Origin of the sequence: Ralstonia pickettii (assembly GCF_016466415.2) — a bacterium.
GTDB lineage: Bacteria > Pseudomonadota > Gammaproteobacteria > Burkholderiales > Burkholderiaceae > Ralstonia > Ralstonia pickettii.
Genome location: NZ_CP066772.2, coordinates 527,534 through 542,976 on the forward strand (window position 1 = coordinate 527,534; position 15,443 = coordinate 542,976).

Annotated in this window: 15 protein-coding genes and 1 tRNA gene; 9 read left to right on the forward strand and 7 right to left on the reverse strand. The window is 64.8% G+C overall.

The features are described 5' to 3' along the window. Positions 1–92: 92 nt before the first annotated feature. Both RP6297_RS18615 and RP6297_RS18620 read left to right on the forward strand, forming a co-directional pair. On the forward strand, positions 93–761 hold the full coding sequence (locus tag RP6297_RS18615) for an HAD-IA family hydrolase (RefSeq protein WP_009240232.1): 669 nt from the start codon (positions 93–95) through the stop codon (positions 759–761). A 10-nt stretch (positions 762–771) separates the two neighbouring features. Then, complete coding sequence (locus RP6297_RS18620; protein ID WP_009240233.1) at positions 772–1,920, forward strand: DSD1 family PLP-dependent enzyme; 1,149 nt, start codon at positions 772–774, stop codon at positions 1,918–1,920. 357 nt (positions 1,921–2,277) lie between these two features. Here the strand turns inward: RP6297_RS18620 and RP6297_RS18625 are convergent. After that, a tRNA-Leu gene (locus tag RP6297_RS18625) sits at positions 2,278–2,362 on the reverse strand. Positions 2,363–2,532: 170 nt separating this feature from the next. Here RP6297_RS18625 and blaOXA point away from each other — a divergent pair. Continuing rightward, a complete protein-coding gene (blaOXA, locus tag RP6297_RS18630) occupies positions 2,533–3,360 on the forward strand; it encodes an OXA-22 family class D beta-lactamase (RefSeq protein WP_009240234.1) in 828 nt (275 codons plus the stop codon). Positions 3,361–3,369: 9 nt separating this feature from the next. Here the strand turns inward: blaOXA and RP6297_RS18635 are convergent, their stop codons facing one another. Beyond that, on the reverse strand, positions 3,370–3,618 hold the full coding sequence (locus RP6297_RS18635; protein WP_223293316.1) for an ArsR family transcriptional regulator: 249 nt from the start codon (positions 3,616–3,618) through the stop codon (positions 3,370–3,372). A gap of 180 nt (positions 3,619–3,798) precedes the next feature. After that, on the reverse strand, positions 3,799–4,278 hold the full coding sequence (locus tag RP6297_RS18640; protein WP_139181123.1) for a hypothetical protein: 480 nt from the start codon (positions 4,276–4,278) through the stop codon (positions 3,799–3,801). A gap of 321 nt (positions 4,279–4,599) precedes the next feature. Between RP6297_RS18640 and RP6297_RS18645 the strand changes: the two genes are divergently transcribed. After that, positions 4,600–4,779: a DUF3311 domain-containing protein gene (locus RP6297_RS18645; protein ID WP_009240236.1), complete on the forward strand. Its 180-nt coding sequence runs from the start codon at positions 4,600–4,602 to the stop codon at positions 4,777–4,779. Continuing rightward, positions 4,779–6,287 (forward strand): monocarboxylate uptake permease MctP, encoded by a 1,509-nt coding sequence (gene mctP / locus RP6297_RS18650; RefSeq protein ID WP_009240237.1) that lies wholly within the window; start codon positions 4,779–4,781, stop codon positions 6,285–6,287. The genes RP6297_RS18645 and mctP overlap by 1 nt, the downstream gene beginning before the upstream one ends. Before the next feature lie 82 nt (positions 6,288–6,369). On the opposite strand, the gene RP6297_RS18655 is transcribed toward mctP, so the two are convergent. Further along, a complete protein-coding gene (locus RP6297_RS18655; protein ID WP_009240238.1) occupies positions 6,370–7,491 on the reverse strand; it encodes a sensor histidine kinase in 1,122 nt (373 codons plus the stop codon). Between the two features lie 265 nt (positions 7,492–7,756). On the opposite strand from RP6297_RS18655, the gene RP6297_RS18660 reads away from it, so the two are divergent. Both RP6297_RS18660 and RP6297_RS22830 read left to right on the forward strand, forming a co-directional pair. Further along, the gene (locus RP6297_RS18660) at positions 7,757–10,144 is read left to right on the forward strand and encodes a hybrid sensor histidine kinase/response regulator (protein ID WP_009240239.1); all 2,388 of its coding nucleotides are present in this window, start codon (positions 7,757–7,759) and stop codon (positions 10,142–10,144) included. 494 nt (positions 10,145–10,638) lie between these two features. Then, entirely contained in the window at positions 10,639–10,893 is a 255-nt protein-coding gene (locus tag RP6297_RS22830; RefSeq protein ID WP_080725258.1) for a hypothetical protein, read from the forward strand. A 128-nt stretch (positions 10,894–11,021) separates the two neighbouring features. Here RP6297_RS22830 and RP6297_RS18665 read toward each other — a convergent pair whose 3' ends face one another. Next, positions 11,022–11,615, reverse strand: coding sequence for a flavodoxin family protein (locus RP6297_RS18665; RefSeq protein ID WP_009240240.1), 594 nt, complete (start codon positions 11,613–11,615; stop codon positions 11,022–11,024). A gap of 118 nt (positions 11,616–11,733) precedes the next feature. Between RP6297_RS18665 and RP6297_RS18670 the strand changes: the two genes are divergently transcribed. After that, positions 11,734–12,639, forward strand: a complete 906-nt coding sequence (locus tag RP6297_RS18670) for a LysR family transcriptional regulator (protein WP_009240241.1) — start codon at positions 11,734–11,736, stop codon at positions 12,637–12,639. A 39-nt stretch (positions 12,640–12,678) separates the two neighbouring features. Here RP6297_RS18670 and RP6297_RS18675 read toward each other — a convergent pair whose 3' ends face one another. Next, complete coding sequence (locus RP6297_RS18675) at positions 12,679–13,371, reverse strand: DUF2076 domain-containing protein (protein ID WP_009240242.1); 693 nt, start codon at positions 13,369–13,371, stop codon at positions 12,679–12,681. Between the two features lie 116 nt (positions 13,372–13,487). After that, complete coding sequence (locus RP6297_RS18680) at positions 13,488–14,459, reverse strand: GlxA family transcriptional regulator (protein ID WP_009240243.1); 972 nt, start codon at positions 14,457–14,459, stop codon at positions 13,488–13,490. A 97-nt stretch (positions 14,460–14,556) separates the two neighbouring features. On the opposite strand from RP6297_RS18680, the gene RP6297_RS18685 reads away from it, so the two are divergent. Beyond that, a complete protein-coding gene (locus tag RP6297_RS18685; RefSeq protein ID WP_009240244.1) occupies positions 14,557–15,369 on the forward strand; it encodes a dienelactone hydrolase family protein in 813 nt (270 codons plus the stop codon). Positions 15,370–15,443 lie beyond the last annotated feature (74 nt).

The following is a 15,443-nucleotide window of genomic DNA, read 5'->3' on the forward strand; positions in this document are numbered from 1 at the left end:
TGAATCTTAGATTCAAGCCAGCTTTACCAAAAGCCGGTGCGGGGTACCTACCATCGGCTGCATCGATCCCTACCGAATTGCAGGTGACCAGCGTGAACGTTTCCACCGCCTCCACCGTTTCTCCCGACAACGGCTATCCCAAGGCCATCCTGTTCGATCTGCTGACCGCGTTGCTCGATTCGTGGTCGCTCTGGAACCGCGCTGCAGGCTCCGAACAGGCAGGCCGCACGTGGCGCGCCGAGTATCTGCGGCTCACGTACGGCTGTGGCACGTACGTTCCTTATGAAGCGATGGTGCGGCAGGCCGCGCAGAACGTCGGCTTGCCGGCCTCCGCGCCCGCAGCGCTGGAAGCGAACTGGTTGCAGCTCGCACCGTGGAGTGGCGCTGCGCAAGCGCTGGCCCAGCTCCAGCCGCACTGCAAGCTGGCCGTGGTCACCAACTGCTCGGAACGGCTGGGCCGGCAAGCCGCCGCGCTGTTGCCGATCACGTGGGATGTTGTCATCACGGCCGAGCAGGCCGGTGTGTACAAGCCTGACCCGAAGCCGTATCGCATGGCCCTCGAGCAGCTTGGCGTAGACGCGGCCGACGCGGCGTTTGTGGCGGGCTCCAGCTACGACATGTTCGGCACGGCGACCGTCGGCCTGCGCACGTATTGGCACAACCGGATCGGCCTGACGCCCGTGGAGGGCGCCCAGTTGCCGGAGATCACCTCGCCCACACTGGACGACCTGCTGCCTTGGGCCCGCCGTTTTGCAGCATGAGGATGCAACCATGACCACCGACACCCACGTGATTGACACCATCGACACGCCCGCAGCGTTGATTGACCTGCCGCGCATGCAGCACAACATCGCCCGCATGCAGCACCGCATGAACGCGCTGGGCGTGAAATTCCGCCCGCATGTGAAGACCACCAAGTGCCTCGACGTCGTGCGCGCGCAGGTGGCGGCGGGCGCGCAGGGCATCACCGTATCGACGTTGAAGGAGGCCGAGGCCTTCTTTGCCGCCGGTATCAAGGACATCCTGTACGCCGTGGGCATTGTCGCCACCAAGCTGCCGCGCGCGATGGCGCTGCGCAAGCGAGGCTGCGATCTCAAGCTCGTGGTCGACAACGCCGAGGCCGCGCATGCGGTCGTCGACTACGCCCGCGCACACGGCGAGCGCTGCGAAGTGTGGATCGAAGTCGACACCGATGGGCACCGCTCCGGCATCACGCCCGAGCAGGACGCGCTCCTGGAAGTCGGCCGCATCCTGAAAAACGGGGGCATCGACGTGAGCGGCGTGATGACGCACGCCGGCTCCAGCTACGATCTGAACGACCGCGCCGCGCTGGCCGCACTGGCCGAGCAGGAGCGCGCCGGTTGCGTGCGCGCGGCGCAGCGCTTGCGCGAAGCCGGAGTGCCCTGCGCAGCGGTAAGCGTGGGTTCCACCCCAACGGCGTTGGCCACCGAGCACCTCGAAGGTGTGACGGAGGTGCGCGCCGGCGTCTATGTGTTCTTCGATCTGGTCATGCACAACGTGGGCGTGTGCGCGATGGACGAGATCGCACTGAGCGTGCTGACCACCGTGATCGGCCATCAGCCCGACAAAGGCTGGGTGATTGTCGATGCGGGATGGATGGCGATGAGCCGAGACCGCGGTACCGCCAAGCAGTCGCATGACTTTGGCTATGGGCAGCCGTGCACGCTCGACGGTACGCCGCTCGAAGGGCTCACGCTGATCGGCGCGAACCAGGAGCACGGCATTCTGGCGGCCAGCGACGGCTCGGCGCGTGCAGACCTCTTGGCACGCTTTCCTGTCGGCGCGAAGTTGCGTGTGCTGCCGAACCATGCGTGCGCCACGGGGGCGCAGTTCCCGGAGTACCAGGCGGTGTCGTCGCGGGGTGTGGTGCAGACGTGGGCGCGGTTCCACGGCTGGTGAGTGGTCCGCACGGTGTGTCAATAACGCAAGCAGCGCCCATTACGGCGTCAGGTTGGCACGGCCAGGAAGGCTTGATGTATTCGGCGTTTGGTGACGACACCCCACGCAATCGTGGACGCGGGGGTCGTTGTCTCGCTGTCGGTGGCGGCGTTCTGAGCGGCGCTGCTGAATCGGAGCGGGGCCTGATCGCGCAAACCTGTCGATACATTGGCGGGAGCGGTGCCATGGCTTTGCTGGCGATTCGCTGATGCGGCGCGCAACCGCTTCGTCCCGCTGAATCCGTCCGCACAACAAAAAACCCGCGAGGCTCATCGCCACGCGGGTTTTTGTCGCCCCTGAACTGCTTGGGACTGTGTCTGGTGCCCAGGAGAGGACTCGAACCTCCACGGAGTTACCCGCTAGTACCTGAAACTAGTGCGTCTACCAATTCCGCCACCTGGGCTAGGTGAGCGGCGCATTTTACCGACCGCCGAAAAATTTGCAAGCCCCTCTTTTCTGGTTGGCAGTTGCGCCCGCGTTACAGCCGTTACGCGTGTGGCGGTCTGCAGGACGGCGACCTCGCTGCTACGCTGCCGCGCAGTTCTCTGCATTCCCCCAACATGAGGTTGATCGATGATGAAACGCCGCCACGCCGCCATCGGCGCCCTGCTTGCCGCGCTTGCCACCTTTGCCCACGCCGAGCACCCGATCTGCACGATCGTGGCCGATGCCGCCACGGGCAAGGCCGTCTTGCACGAAGGCAAGTGCGACGAGCGCGTGACCCCCGCTTCCACCTTCAAGCTCGCGCTGGCCGTCATGGGCTTCGACCACGGCTTCCTCAAAGACGAGCACACCCCGGTTGAGCACTTCAAGCGCGGAGACCCCGACTGGGGCGGCGACGCCTGGCACCAGCCCATCGACCCGGCGCTGTGGCTCAAGTATTCGGTGGTCTGGTATTCGCAGCGCGTTACGCATGCGATGGGCGCGCAGACCTTCCAGGCCTACGTGCGCAAGCTTGGCTACGGCAACATGGATGTGAGCGGCGATCCGGGCAAGAACAACGGCATGGACCGCTCGTGGATCACCTCGTCGCTGAAGATTTCGCCGGAAGAGCAAGTCGGCTTGATGCGCAGGATCGTCAACCGGCAGTTGTCGGTGTCTGCGCGCACCTACGAGATGGTCGACCGTACCGTGCAGACCTGGCAGGTGCCAGGCGGCTGGGCGGTGCAGGGCAAGACGGGCACTGCCGGCCCTGCGCCGGGCAACACGTCGCCCGATGGCACGTGGGACCAGGCGCACGCTTACGGCTGGTTTGTCGGCTGGGCCAGGAAGGGCGACAAGACGTACGTGTTTGCCAACCTGATCCAGGACGACAAGGTTGAGCCGACGTCGGGCGGCATCCGCTCGCGCGATGCGCTGCTTGCCCGCCTGCCCGAAGTGCTTGCCTTTGCCGGGCAATGAGCGACGGCCCTAGGCATGACGGTGTTCGGCCTCGCTGCGCACCGTTGCCTCATCCACGCCCAGGCGCTGATGCAACTCCTGCCAGCCCTTGGGCATGACCAGCACCGCGCGTGAATCGCGTGCGCGCAGCATCCATCCCGCATCGCACAGGCGACGCAGGAACTGCACCCCGGGCGGCCCTGCGAGGTGATGCGTGCGCTCGGTCCAGTCCAGGCATTGCCGCGCCAGCCCGCGCCGCATGGGGCGAATGGCGCGCACATCGAGCCCCACGTTGCCAAACCAGAGGATGCGGCGGGCGCGACTTCGTACTGCTTGTCTGGCATCGGCGATGCACAGCCAAAAAAATACCCGGCGAGGGGATTGCCGGGCTAAGTGGGATGAAAATTCGTACGACAGAGCCACCTTACAAGTATTTCTTTTGTCAGATTGAAAACAAACTCAAAACAACACGCGATTTTGAATGTTTGCTCTAAAGAAACGGGTGCTTGAATCTGAGTCTTGTGCGGGTTTTTCCTCATGGCTGCGCCATTTGCGGCTGGGTGGCAAACGATTTCCCCTTGAAAAAATAATTTCAATGTCGATGGCGTAGCGGCTAAAAAATGAGCTGAAAACCAAAAAGAAAGGGGAATGTTCTTTTAAATGAATTGGGAGGATTGCGGCAATCAATTCTTTTTTAATTGCCGATCCGGCGGATAGGTGGGTTGCCAAGCGTCCGCCAGCACGCATATCCCTGCACGAGCAGGCAATTGGATGCGCGGGGATGGCGGCCTGCGCGGCGATGGCACGCCGGCATGCGCCGCAAGCGGTGAGCCCACGGCAGCGCTGCACCGTGCAAAAACCCTGTGCACACCAGGGCCTATGCTGCGTCACAACAAGCAACGGCGAGCCACTGCGGCTCCCCGTTGTGCTTGGTGCCATGCGGCACCGTAGTGGGCTGCGAGTCTTGCTCACGCATTCGGCGGCTGTCTGTCATGACAGGAATTCGTGAAAACCCTAGGAAACCCGCGCCCACCTTAGCGATTGGTTATTTCACGCGAAAAGTCTACGCTTACTACGTAGTACTACGTGTGGCTGCTGCGTACAGGTGCGGATGGTCTTCCAGAAGGCGCGCGATCACAGTGCGCCGGATAACAACATAGGCGGAAAGCAATCCGTCAGACATCCGTCTGGTCACGCATCGGGCGTGGCACCGCACCTGTTCAAAACAACATCCGAAGTCCCCGAACCAGGAGACAACCCATGAAGTTCTTGCTCGCACTGCCTTTCATCGGCCTGCTGTGGGTGCCGTTCTACAACCAGGAAACGCCCACGCTCTTCGGCTTTCCGTTCTTCTACTGGTACCAGTTCCTGTGGGTTCCGATCACCTCGCTGCTGATCTGGATCGTCTTCAAGAACGGTCAGAGCAAAGGAGAAGAATGATGGACGGACATATCAACTGGACTGCACTGGCGGTCTTCATCTTTTTCTTCGCGCTGGTCACGGTGCTGGGTTTCATCGCCTCGCGCTGGCAGCGCGGCAACTCCGACAAGGGCGCCCACATTGAAGAGTGGGGCCTGGGCGGCCGCAACTTCGGCACCTGGATCACGTGGTTCCTGGTGGGCGGCGATTTCTATACCGCCTACACCGTCATCGCCGTGCCGGCACTCGTGTATGCCGTGGGCGCGTATGGCTTCTTCGCGCTGCCGTACACGATCCTGGTGTACCCGATCGTCTTCCTGATCATGCCGAAGTTGTGGAAGGTGGCACATGCCAACGGCCACGTCACGGCGGCCGATGCCGTGTACGGCCGTTACGGCTCGCGCTCGCTTGAGTTTGCGGTGGCGCTCACGGGCGTGGTGGCGACGATGCCCTACATCGCCCTGCAGCTCATCGGCATGGAAGTCGTGATCAAGGCGCTGGGCTTGACGGGCGAGCTGCCGCTGGCGGCCGCCTTCGTCATCCTGGCGCTGTACACGTACTCCGCTGGCCTGCGGGCGCCTGCGCTCATCGCCTTCGTCAAAGACATCATGATCTACATCGTGGTGCTGGTGGCGGTGGTGCTGGTGCCGGCCAAGCTGGGCGGCTACGGTGCGGTGTTCGCCAATGCGCATGACGCGTTTGCCATCAAGGGCGGCGCCACGGGCCTGACGCTCAAGCCTGCGCAGTTCCTGCCGTTCGCCACGCTGGCGATTGGCTCGGCGCTGGCGGCGTTCATGTATCCGCATACGCTCACGGGCATCTTTGCCGCGCGCAGTGCAGACACGATCCGCAAGAACGCCGTCTTCCTGCCGGCCTACACGGTGCTGCTGGGCCTGATTGCGCTGCTGGGCTTCATGGCTTATGCGGCAGGCATCAAGGTCACCAATAACAACGACGTCGTGCCCGCGCTGTTCAACGCGCTGTTCCCGAGCTGGTTCACGGGCTTTGCGTTCTCGGCCATCGCCATTGGTGCGCTGGTGCCGGCGGCCGTCATGTCGATTGGTGCAGCGAACCTGTTCACCCGCAACTTCTGGAAGCCCTACGTGGCGCCGGACCTCTCGCACGCCGGCGAGGAAAAGGTTGCCAAGGTGATCTCGCTGATCGTCAAGGCCGGCGCGCTGGTGTTCATCCTGTTCCTGCCGACCAAGTTCGCGCTGGACCTGCAGCTGCTGGGCGGCGTGTGGATCGTGCAGACGTTCCCGTCGGTGGTGTTCGGGCTGTTCAACATCTCGAACCGCTTCCGTGCACCGGCGCTGCTGGCCGGCTGGGCGGCAGGCATGATTGCCGGCAGCTGGCTGGCCTTCTCCGACGGCATCAAGCCCGTGCACACCTTTGTGATTGGCGGCGACAAGTACACCATCTACACGGGCCTGGCAGCACTGGCCTTCAACATCATCGTGGCGGTGGTGGTGCAATTGCTGATGGGCAAGCGTGGGGAGGAAGCCGCTGCGCTGCGCCAGGCGGGCTGATCGACGCTGCGATTCGCCCAAGGAAGAGAAACGGCCGGTACCTCAGGGTGCCGGCTTTTTTTTTGCACGGCGACCGACAAGGTCAAGCAGCCACCGAAAAGGGAATCCGCACAGTGAAGGTCGTGCCGTGTTCCGACGATTGCACATCGATCGTCCCGCGATGCGCCTCCACAATGCAGCGGCAGATATACAGGCCAAGCCCGATGCCGGCGGCGCTCCCGCTCTGGTCGGGCCGTGTCGCGCGGGTGAGCGGATCGAACAGGGTGGGGAAAGCGGAGGGCGGTATGGGGTTGCCCTCGTTCGAAACGGCAATCGTCATCTGCCCGTCGCGCCCGGCGGCTTCGATGGCGACCCGCCCCGACCCGTAGCGCACCGCGTTGGCTAATAGATTGACCAGCAACTGGCCGATCTGGCTGCCGTCCCACTTGCCACGCAGTTCGCCCGTCAGGCGCAGGTCGATCGTCGCGTCGGGGTACGACGCGCACACTTCGTCGATGGCATCGGTGCACAGTCGCCCCATATCCTGCGTGCTGAAACTCGTGGGCAGGAAATCGCCCAGGCGCGTGCGTGTGAAGACAAGCAGGTCGTCGATCATCTGCTGCACGCGCATCGCACCGCGCTGGATGAATGCGACCGCCCGAACGCTGCGCGAAGACAGGCCATCGTCGTGCAGCAGCGTTTCTGTAGACGCCAGGATCGCGCCGAGGGGCGAACGCAAGTCATGGGCAAGCACGCCGGCAAACAGGTCGCGCATGCGTTCGGTTTGCTTGGCATGCTGGCGCACCGATTCTGCAAGCATCTGGTCGATGGCCTCGTTGAACCGGATCATCTCTTGCAGCGCCAGCGCGTGGGCCTGTGGATCCTGCTGCCACCGGCGCAGTACGCTGGCGCGCAACGCGCGGTATTCCGCCACCAGATCATTGATGTCGAACCCGTGCGAGAGGCGGTCGTCGGCATGCTCGTGGGCGGCTTCATTGAAGCCCGATTCCGAAGGTGCGCGGTCGCCCCACGATTTGGCGTGCTGTTGTGCAGACGTCTGCCCCTCGCGCATATCGGCAGCAATCCGCCGGAGAAGGTCGCGCGCCGAGTTGCGCAGCTGTTGATCGGAGAGACGGGTGCGGCCGCCATCGAGCTTGCGCGCGTATTCCGTCCAGTCGTCGATGAGGCCCGGGAGGTTTGCCTCGATGAAGTCGGATAGGTTCATGGGTTTCCTTGGTGGTGGCGAAAGCCATGGTCGGGGAGCCGTCTCGTGCGCCGCGCCGCTGTCATCCCGATTGTTGCGGGAACGGCCAATGCTGCGCTTGTGGCTACAAGGTATGCAAACTGCGTTCCTCTGGCCAGACAGACCGGTTCGATGGAGTGGCGTTTCAGTCGCCCATCGCGCCGGTTTCGGTAAAGATGCGGGCGCGGTCCACTCATTGCTATGCGCTCCCGACACGCCTGCGGTTGCGCGCTGATCTGCCAATTCAATGAATCACGATCTCTTGTCTTCTGAGTCCGGTTTTGCGTGGCTGCGGTTGTGGGCCGAATCCACCTCGGATTTCTCCATCTTCGCGCTATCGCGCCCCGGCGTTGTCGCCACGTGGAACCCTGGCGGCGAACGGATGCAGGGCTATCGGCCGGACGAGATTATTGGTCAGCCACTCGCCCTTTTGTATCCGCCGGAGAGCCGGGCCTTGGGTGCGCCCGAAGCCGCGCTGCATGCTGCCGCCCAGACAGGGCGGCACGTCGAGGAGGGATGGCGCATCCGCAAGGACGGCACGCCCTTCTGGGCGAACGTCGCCATGACGGCGCTGCGCGACGGCAACAATGCGTTGATCGGGTTCGGTACCGTGATCAGCGACATGAGCGACAAGAAGGCCGCTCACGACGCTGTGCTCAAAAGCGAGCGGAATTTTCGGCTGCTGGTTCAGGGCGTGACGGACTACGCCATCTTCATGCTGTCGACCGACGGGCACATCACGAGCTGGAATGCCGGGGCACGGCGCATCAAGGGCTATACCGAGGCCGAGATCATCGGTTCGCATTTTTCGCGTTTCTATACGCCCGAGGATGTTGCGGCCGGCGTGCCGTTCCGGGGCCTGGAGACGGCCCGGCGCGACGGGCGATTCGAAGCCGAAGGCTGGCGCGTTCGGTGCGACGGAAGCCGCTTCTTCGCGCACGTCATCATCGATGCCATCTACGAAGACGGCGAACTGGTCGGCTTTGCAAAGGTCACGCGCGACATCACGGAACGACGACGCGCAGGCGAGCAGCTTGAGCAGACGCAAAGAGCGCTGTTCCAGGCTCAGAAGATGGAAGCACTGGGCAAGCTCACGGGCGGCGTTGCGCATGATTTCAACAACGTGTTGCAGGTGCTGCGGGGCAACCTCGAACTGCTCGAAAGCCGGCATGGGCGCGATGCCTGGAGCGCCGAGCGGCTGAATAACGCCATCGATGCCGTCGACCGGGGTGCAAAGCTTGCCGCCCAGTTGCTGGCCTTCGGCCGCAAGCAGCCGCTTGCACCCGTCGTGATCAACCCTGCACATCAACTGCGCGCCATGGACGATCTGCTGCGGCGCGCGCTGGGCGAGGCGATCGAGATCGAATCGGTGGTCGCGGGCGGACTGTGGAATACCGCGGTCGATCCGCATCAGTTCGAAAACGTCATCCTGAATCTGGCGATCAACGCGCGGGATGCGATGCCGGACGGCGGCAAGCTCACGCTCGAACTCTCCAACGCCACGCTCGACGACGACTACGTGATGGCGCTGCCCGATGTGCCGGCCGGGCAGTACGTCATGCTGGCCGTGACGGACACGGGCACGGGCATGAGCCCGGAAGTCATGGAGCGCGCCTTCGATCCGTTCTTCAGCACCAAGCGCGAAGGCGAGGGCACGGGCCTGGGGCTCAGCATGGCCTACGGTTTCGTCAAACAGAGCGGCGGCCATATTCGCCTCTACAGCGAGGTCGGAGAGGGCACGACGGTGCGCGTCTATCTGCCCCGCTCCACCGGTACGGCGGTCGAGCCCGCACGCGTCAAGGCTGGAGCGCTCAAGCACGGCAACGAGACGATCCTCGTTGTGGAAGACGACGCAAAGGTTCGCGAGACCGTCGTCGATCTGCTGAGCGGCCTGGGCTATGCCGTGCTCAAGGCCAACAATGCGGAGCAGGCGCTGGCCGTGGTCGAGAGCGGTGTGCATATCGACCTGCCCTTCACCGATGTCGTCATGCCGGGTGCCCTGCGCAGTACGGAGATGGTGCAGAGAGCCGTGCAGACGCTGCCCGCGCTGAAGGTGCTCTACACCTCCGGCTACACGCAGAACGCCATCGTGCATGGCGGCCGGCTCGATCCGGGCGTCGAATTGCTGAGCAAGCCCTACAGCCGGCAGCAACTGGCATTCAAGATTCGCCAGGTGCTCGCAAGCGACGCGGTGCAAGCGAACGGACCCGAGGAAGGCGACACGCCGCCCGATCTCGACACGGGCGCAGTGTGGGAGCCGGCGCGCCTGCGCATCCTCGTGGTCGAAGACGACGCGTCATTGCGCGGCGCGGTGTGCGAGCTGTTGATGCTGATCGGGATCACGCCCCAGCAGGCCGCCAGCGGTGCGCAGGCGCTCGAAGCCCTGCGGGCAGAAGCGTTCGACGTTCTATTTACGGACGTGATCATGCCCGACATGTCGGGCATTGAACTCGCGCAGCACGCGTTCGCCCTGCATCCGGAACTGCGGGTCGTCTTCGCCTCCGGCAATCCCATTCCCAACCACGATAGCTTTGCGTTTAGGTGGACGGCGCTTCGCAAGCCTTACACGCTCGATCAGCTACAGCACGCTCTGCAATCGATGATGGTGCGGGAGCGGGTGACCACCGGCACATAGCCGAGGGTGAAGGCTGTAGCGCCGCGTTCGGGCCTCAAGGACTCGTGTTCTGCTGTGCGAGGTCCACGCACGCTCCTCGAGCTGTGGAACGTCGCTGTTTTGGCTCGAAATTTTCGACCTCCGAGAGCCGTGCGTCAGGGTCAAACTGTCGACCGTGACCCTCCGACCGTGGCGCTCGACTGTCCGAGGCTGGAACGCGGCTCTCCGAGGTCGAAAATTTGAAGCTCGAAGAGTCGAGTGCGAGGCTCAGACTGTGGCGTGCGGGTGTCTGACCGTGATGCTCGACGCTGGGAGGGTCGGGATCGAGTGTTGGAGGGTCGAGCCTGGGGCCTTGGGCTTGGCGCTTGGGTGTCTGGGAGTGGGGCGCGAGGGTTGGGGGATGGGACGTGGAGCATTGGCGAGACGCCCCGCAAATCAGACCTGCGCCGCCGGCCCCATCGCTATAATCCCGCCGCTGCCGCGCCAAGGGCAGTGTGTCGGCAGGCACGCGCGGCATCAAGGGCGGGCCGGGCGGGGAGACCTTCGGGTCTGCCGGTGCTCCAGAGAGCCGGTTTGCTACCCCCGCCGTCAGGCCCGCCACCCGTGTGGTAACGAGTTGGCAGGCCTCCCTCGGCGCGCTTGCTGGACAGGCTTATCTGAAGCGCACGCGCACCGCAATGTACGTATCGATGTCGCTTGGGAGCCGTCACGTCGATCCGCAAGCCTGGGATGTGCTCGCTGCTATTGAGCGGCGCGGCTATAGCAAATAGTAGCGATGCGCTGATTTATGGCGGGCCCGGCGGAGCGGCTTTCGGGCTGGCTGGCTTCCTTGGGTGCCAGTTTTCCACCTCCGCTGTCGGCCCGCCGCCCTAACGTGATCGGCCCGGGCGCCCCTGCATCACTTCAGCGCGCCTGTGCGCCCCGCGCGTAGCTGCGCCGCAACCATCGCCACCCGTGCGCCGTAGCGGCGTGCCGTTTCAAGGTCGCCCGCCGACATTTCTTCCGGCGACGCATCGGCGGGCGTCTGGGCCATCGGCGCGATGTACGATCCCATGCGGTTCAGGTCGTCGCGCTTGGAGGCCTTTACGTTCGCAGGCTTGATATCCATGTTGACCCAGATGCCGCCGTGCTGCCCCGTGAGCAGAACGAAGTATTCGAGCGTGTTGAGCTTGTCGCCATTGATGCTGGCGCTGTTGGTAAAGCCGCCGAAGACCTTGTTCTGCCACGCGCCTTCAAACCAGGGCTTTGACGATGCGTCTGCAAACTTCTTGAATTGCCAGCTGGGTCCGCCCATGTAGGTGGGCGAGCCGAACAGGATGGCGTCGGCTCGGGCAAGCGTAGCCCAGGCGTCTTCGGCGATATTGCCCTCGGCGTCGATGGCGACGAGGGCTGCGCCGGCGCCTTCGGCAACAGCGCTTGCCATGCGGGCGGTGTGCCCGTAGCCGGAGTGATAGACGACGGCCGTTTTTGCTTGGGTGGTGATTTCAGTCATGGTGGCTTCCTGTCGTGAACGTGGTCCGCTGTGGACGACATGGGAGGCCACTTTAGCGAGCAGCGACGGCGTGATAAATGACGCCAATTTGAACGTTCTGTTCTTCCCCGGGTGAACAATGCAAAACCTCGACGCGCTGTTGATCTTTGCCCGTGTGGCCGAAATGACGAGCTTTACGCGCGCGGCGGAAAGCCTCGGCATCCAGAAGGGACGCGTCTCAACGGTGATCCGCACGCTCGAACGGGATGTGGGTGTCGCGCTCCTGCATCGGACCACGCGCAGTGTGCAGCTGACTGAAGACGGCCGCGAATTCTATGCGCGCGCCCGCGACCTGCTGGCCGAAGCGCAGGAATTGCAATCGATGTTCCTGGCGAACGGCGGGCCGTTACGCGGCCGGCTGCGCGTCGATCTGCCGACCGAGTTGGCGCGCAGTGTCGTGGTTCCAGCGTTGCCGCAGCTGATGGCGGCGCACCCGGAGCTGCAACTGGAGCTTTCCAGCACGGACCGGCGCGTCGATCTCGTCCAGGAAGGCTTCGACTGCGTGATCCGGTTCGGGCCGATCACCGATGAAACGATGATTGCGCGGCCGCTCGGCAAGCTGCGCATGACGAATGCGGCAAGCCCCGCGTATCTGGAAAGGTATGGCGTCCCGCATACGCTGGAAGACCTGCTCAGCCAGGGGCATCAGATGGTGCATTACACGCTCACGCTCGGCGCCAGGCACGCCGGGTGGCAATACCCCGACGGCGACGGCTATGCGTGGCTTCCGCTGCCCAGCGCCATGCAGGTCAACAGCGTGCAGACGTACCACGCCGCCGGGCTCGCGGGCATTGGGCTGATCCAGGCGGGATACACCGCGCTCGCGCCACACATCCAGAGCGGCGCGCTGGTGGAGGTGCTGCCCCACCTGCGCCCTGAGCCGCTGCCTGCGTCGTTCGTGGTGACCCATCGGCGCAATCTGTCGCCGCGCGTCCGGGTCTTCATGGCCTGGATCGAAGGGCTGTTGAAGCCCTATCTTGATTGAGCGCCGCTGGGGCGGCGCCATCATCCTTCCCTTGCACGACTAGCTCAACATCGAATCGTCATCCGAATAGTCACTACCGCCGAGGTCGCTGTCGTCGATCAGCCCAAGGCTGTCATCGCGTGACGTCGTGTTGGTCGTGCCGCTGTTGCCGTTGCTGTCGCTGTCGTAGTAGTTGTTGATGACGGTTTCCGTGGTGCCGCCCATCACCGGCTGCTGGCCGAAGAAGCCGCCACCGCCGCTGTTGTGGTGGAACATGTTCTCGATGCCCTGAAACAGCAGCGCGCCGCCGGCCACGCCGGCTGCGGTGGTGGCGACGCTGCCGAGTGTGCTGCCCAGGCCGCCGCTAAAGAAGCCCGAGCGCGCGGGTTGCGCCGGGGCCGGCTGGGGCTGTGGCGGCATCTGTACTGGGGCGGCTTGCTGCGGGGCGTAGGCGGGGTTGGGCGCAGGGCTGCTGGCGTGGCTGCCCCAGTTGTTGGCCGAATCCATGAACGACGTACTGCGGCCGGCCTGCGCCGCCTGCAACTGGTTCTGCAGCGTGGCGATCTGGGCCTGCGCCGATGCCAGCGCCTGGTCGAGCAGCATGGCGCGCTGCACGAGCAGATAGGCAGCGTCCGGCTGGCGCGCCACGGCGTCGAGGATGCGGGCTTCGGCCTGCGGGTCCTTGGCCCCGACGCGGGCTTGCGTCAGTTGGGCCAGGAAGTTCTCTAGCGCTTGCTGTTCTTGCGGTGACATGGTTTGGGTTCCTGTCTGGGTGGGTCCGACGTGACCAAGTTAGGCGTCAAGTCTTAAACGAAAATTAAAGTGCTGCGGCTTCTTGTGTAACGGCCTGTAACCCTGGACCCCGGTCCCTAGGCGGCCGGCCGGTATTGGCTCGGGTTGGTGCCCGACACCTTGCGCATCAGGCGCCGCAGCGCGGTGGCGTCTTCGTAGCCTACGGCTTCGGCCACGCTGTCGATGGTCATGCGGCTCGATTCGATCAGCATGCGGGCGCGGTTCAGGCGCACGCTCTGCACCAGGGCGAGCGTGCTTCTGCCGGTCGCTTCCCGCACGTGCCGAGACAGCGTGCGTTGCGACATGGCCAGCTCGTCGGCCAGCGCCTGAACGCTGGGCGGGTTGGGCAGGGCGGCCTCGATGCGTGCCACCAGCCGGGCAATCAGCGCGTTGCCGTTGGCCAGCATGGCGGGCAGCACAAACGGCGCTTGCGCGTGACGGCCATCGATCAGCAGCACACGCCCCACGGCATCGGCCAGCGCCACGCCAAAGCGCGTGCGCAGCAGATGCAGCATCAGGTCGGTCTGCGCGAAGGCGGCGCCGGCGGTGGCGATCGGGCCGTCGGTGCACACCATCCGGTCTGCATCGACCGTGCACGCGGGTTCCCATTGCTGCAGCGTCGGGGCCAGCCACCATGACGTGGTGACGCAGCGCCCGTGCAGCAAGCCGCCCGCCTGCAACAGAAACACCGCCGAGCACGATGCGGCCACCTGCCCGCCCGCTGCGACCTGCGCGGCCAGGGCGCGCGCTGCTCGCTGGGCATCATCCTGCGCCAGGCGCGTGGCAATCACGCCCGCATGGTCCAGGCCCAGGCCCGGCACGATCCAGGTGCCCCCATCGGGGCGGGGGCGCTTTGGCAGGGCGGTGGCCTCCACTTGCATACCGTTGCTCAGTTGCGCGCTGGGCGCGTCGGCTGAGAGTACGCGCCAGGTTGGACGCGGGGCCTTCACACGCGGGGCGAGTGTCGACGCGGCCTGCAGGATGTCCAGTGTTGCCGCCACGCTGGTGGCGTAAGCGCCGGAGAGTACGAGGATGGTGAAATCCGCCATGACCGAAGTTGCCCGAAAGATGTCGAAATCGACACTGCCAGTCTAGCGGCCCGAGGCGTTCAATGGGGGCATCTCCATTCCGCGCAAGGCCGACCGCATGACGCCCCCCATCCCGCAAGACGACCGCCTGGAAGACTTCACGCGCCGCCAGATCACCCTGGATGGCATCACAAAGACCGTGTATGTGGCCGGCACGGGGCCGGGGGTGATCGTCATGGCCGAGATGCCGGGCATCAGCCCGCACGTGGCGCGGTTCGCACGCTGGGTGCGCGATGCGGGGTTGACGGTCTACATGCCGTCGTTGTTCGGGCGCGATGGCGCGGTGCCCGAGGCGGATGCCGGCGCGGAGGTGTTCCGCCATGCGTGCGTGAGCGCGGAGTTCCGCGCCTTTGCGGCCAACCAGTCGAGCCCGGTCACGCAGTGGCTGCGCTGCTTGGCGCGGCTGGCCCATGCGGAGTGCGGTGGCCCCGGGGTGGGTGCCATCGGCATGTGTTTCACCGGCAATTTCGCGCTGACGATGATGCTGGAGCCGGCCATGCTGGCGCCCGTGCTGTGCCAGCCGTCCTTGCCGCTGAACGCGCCAGGTGGGATCGAGATCGCGCCGGAGGACGTCGCTGCCGTGCGCCAGCGGCTGGAGCAGGAAGACCTGACCGTGCTGGCCTACCGGTTTGAAGGCGACCGCTTCTGCCGCGCCGAGCGCTTCGCTGCGTATGCGTATGCGCTGGGCAGTCGCTTTGTGTCGCGCGTGCTGCCCGACAGCGCTGCGCACCCGAACCCGCCCCCGTTCTTTGCCCGGCATGTGCCTTGTCCGCACAGCGTGGTGACGGCCCACCTGATCGACGCGACTGGCGAGCCGACGTTGGCGGCCCGCGACGAGATCCTGGCGTTCTTCCGGCAGCGCCTGGGCTGAGTGGGGACTCACATGCGGGTGTGAGCCTGGCGCCGCCCGGTTCGGTGTAAACCCCGGGGCGCCGGCTCAGCAAA

Coding starts and splice junctions, on each gene's coding strand:
- RP6297_RS18675 (WP_009240242.1), bottom strand. CDS start 13,371: ATGTCACCGCAAGAACAGCAAGCGCTAGAGAACTTCCTGGCCCAACTG.
- mctP (WP_009240237.1), top strand. CDS start 4,779: ATGGACGGACATATCAACTGGACTGCACTGGCGGTCTTCATCTTTTTC.
- RP6297_RS18655 (WP_009240238.1), bottom strand. CDS start 7,491: ATGAACCTATCCGACTTCATCGAGGCAAACCTCCCGGGCCTCATCGAC.
- RP6297_RS18685 (WP_009240244.1), top strand. CDS start 14,557: ATGACGCCCCCCATCCCGCAAGACGACCGCCTGGAAGACTTCACGCGC.
- RP6297_RS18660 (WP_009240239.1), top strand. CDS start 7,757: ATGAATCACGATCTCTTGTCTTCTGAGTCCGGTTTTGCGTGGCTGCGG.
- RP6297_RS18680 (WP_009240243.1), bottom strand. CDS start 14,459: ATGGCGGATTTCACCATCCTCGTACTCTCCGGCGCTTACGCCACCAGC.
- RP6297_RS18665 (WP_009240240.1), bottom strand. CDS start 11,615: ATGACTGAAATCACCACCCAAGCAAAAACGGCCGTCGTCTATCACTCC.
- RP6297_RS18640 (WP_139181123.1), bottom strand. CDS start 4,278: ATGGCACCAAGCACAACGGGGAGCCGCAGTGGCTCGCCGTTGCTTGTT.
- RP6297_RS18620 (WP_009240233.1), top strand. CDS start 772: ATGACCACCGACACCCACGTGATTGACACCATCGACACGCCCGCAGCG.
- blaOXA (WP_009240234.1), top strand. CDS start 2,533: ATGATGAAACGCCGCCACGCCGCCATCGGCGCCCTGCTTGCCGCGCTT.
- RP6297_RS18645 (WP_009240236.1), top strand. CDS start 4,600: ATGAAGTTCTTGCTCGCACTGCCTTTCATCGGCCTGCTGTGGGTGCCG.
- RP6297_RS18670 (WP_009240241.1), top strand. CDS start 11,734: ATGCAAAACCTCGACGCGCTGTTGATCTTTGCCCGTGTGGCCGAAATG.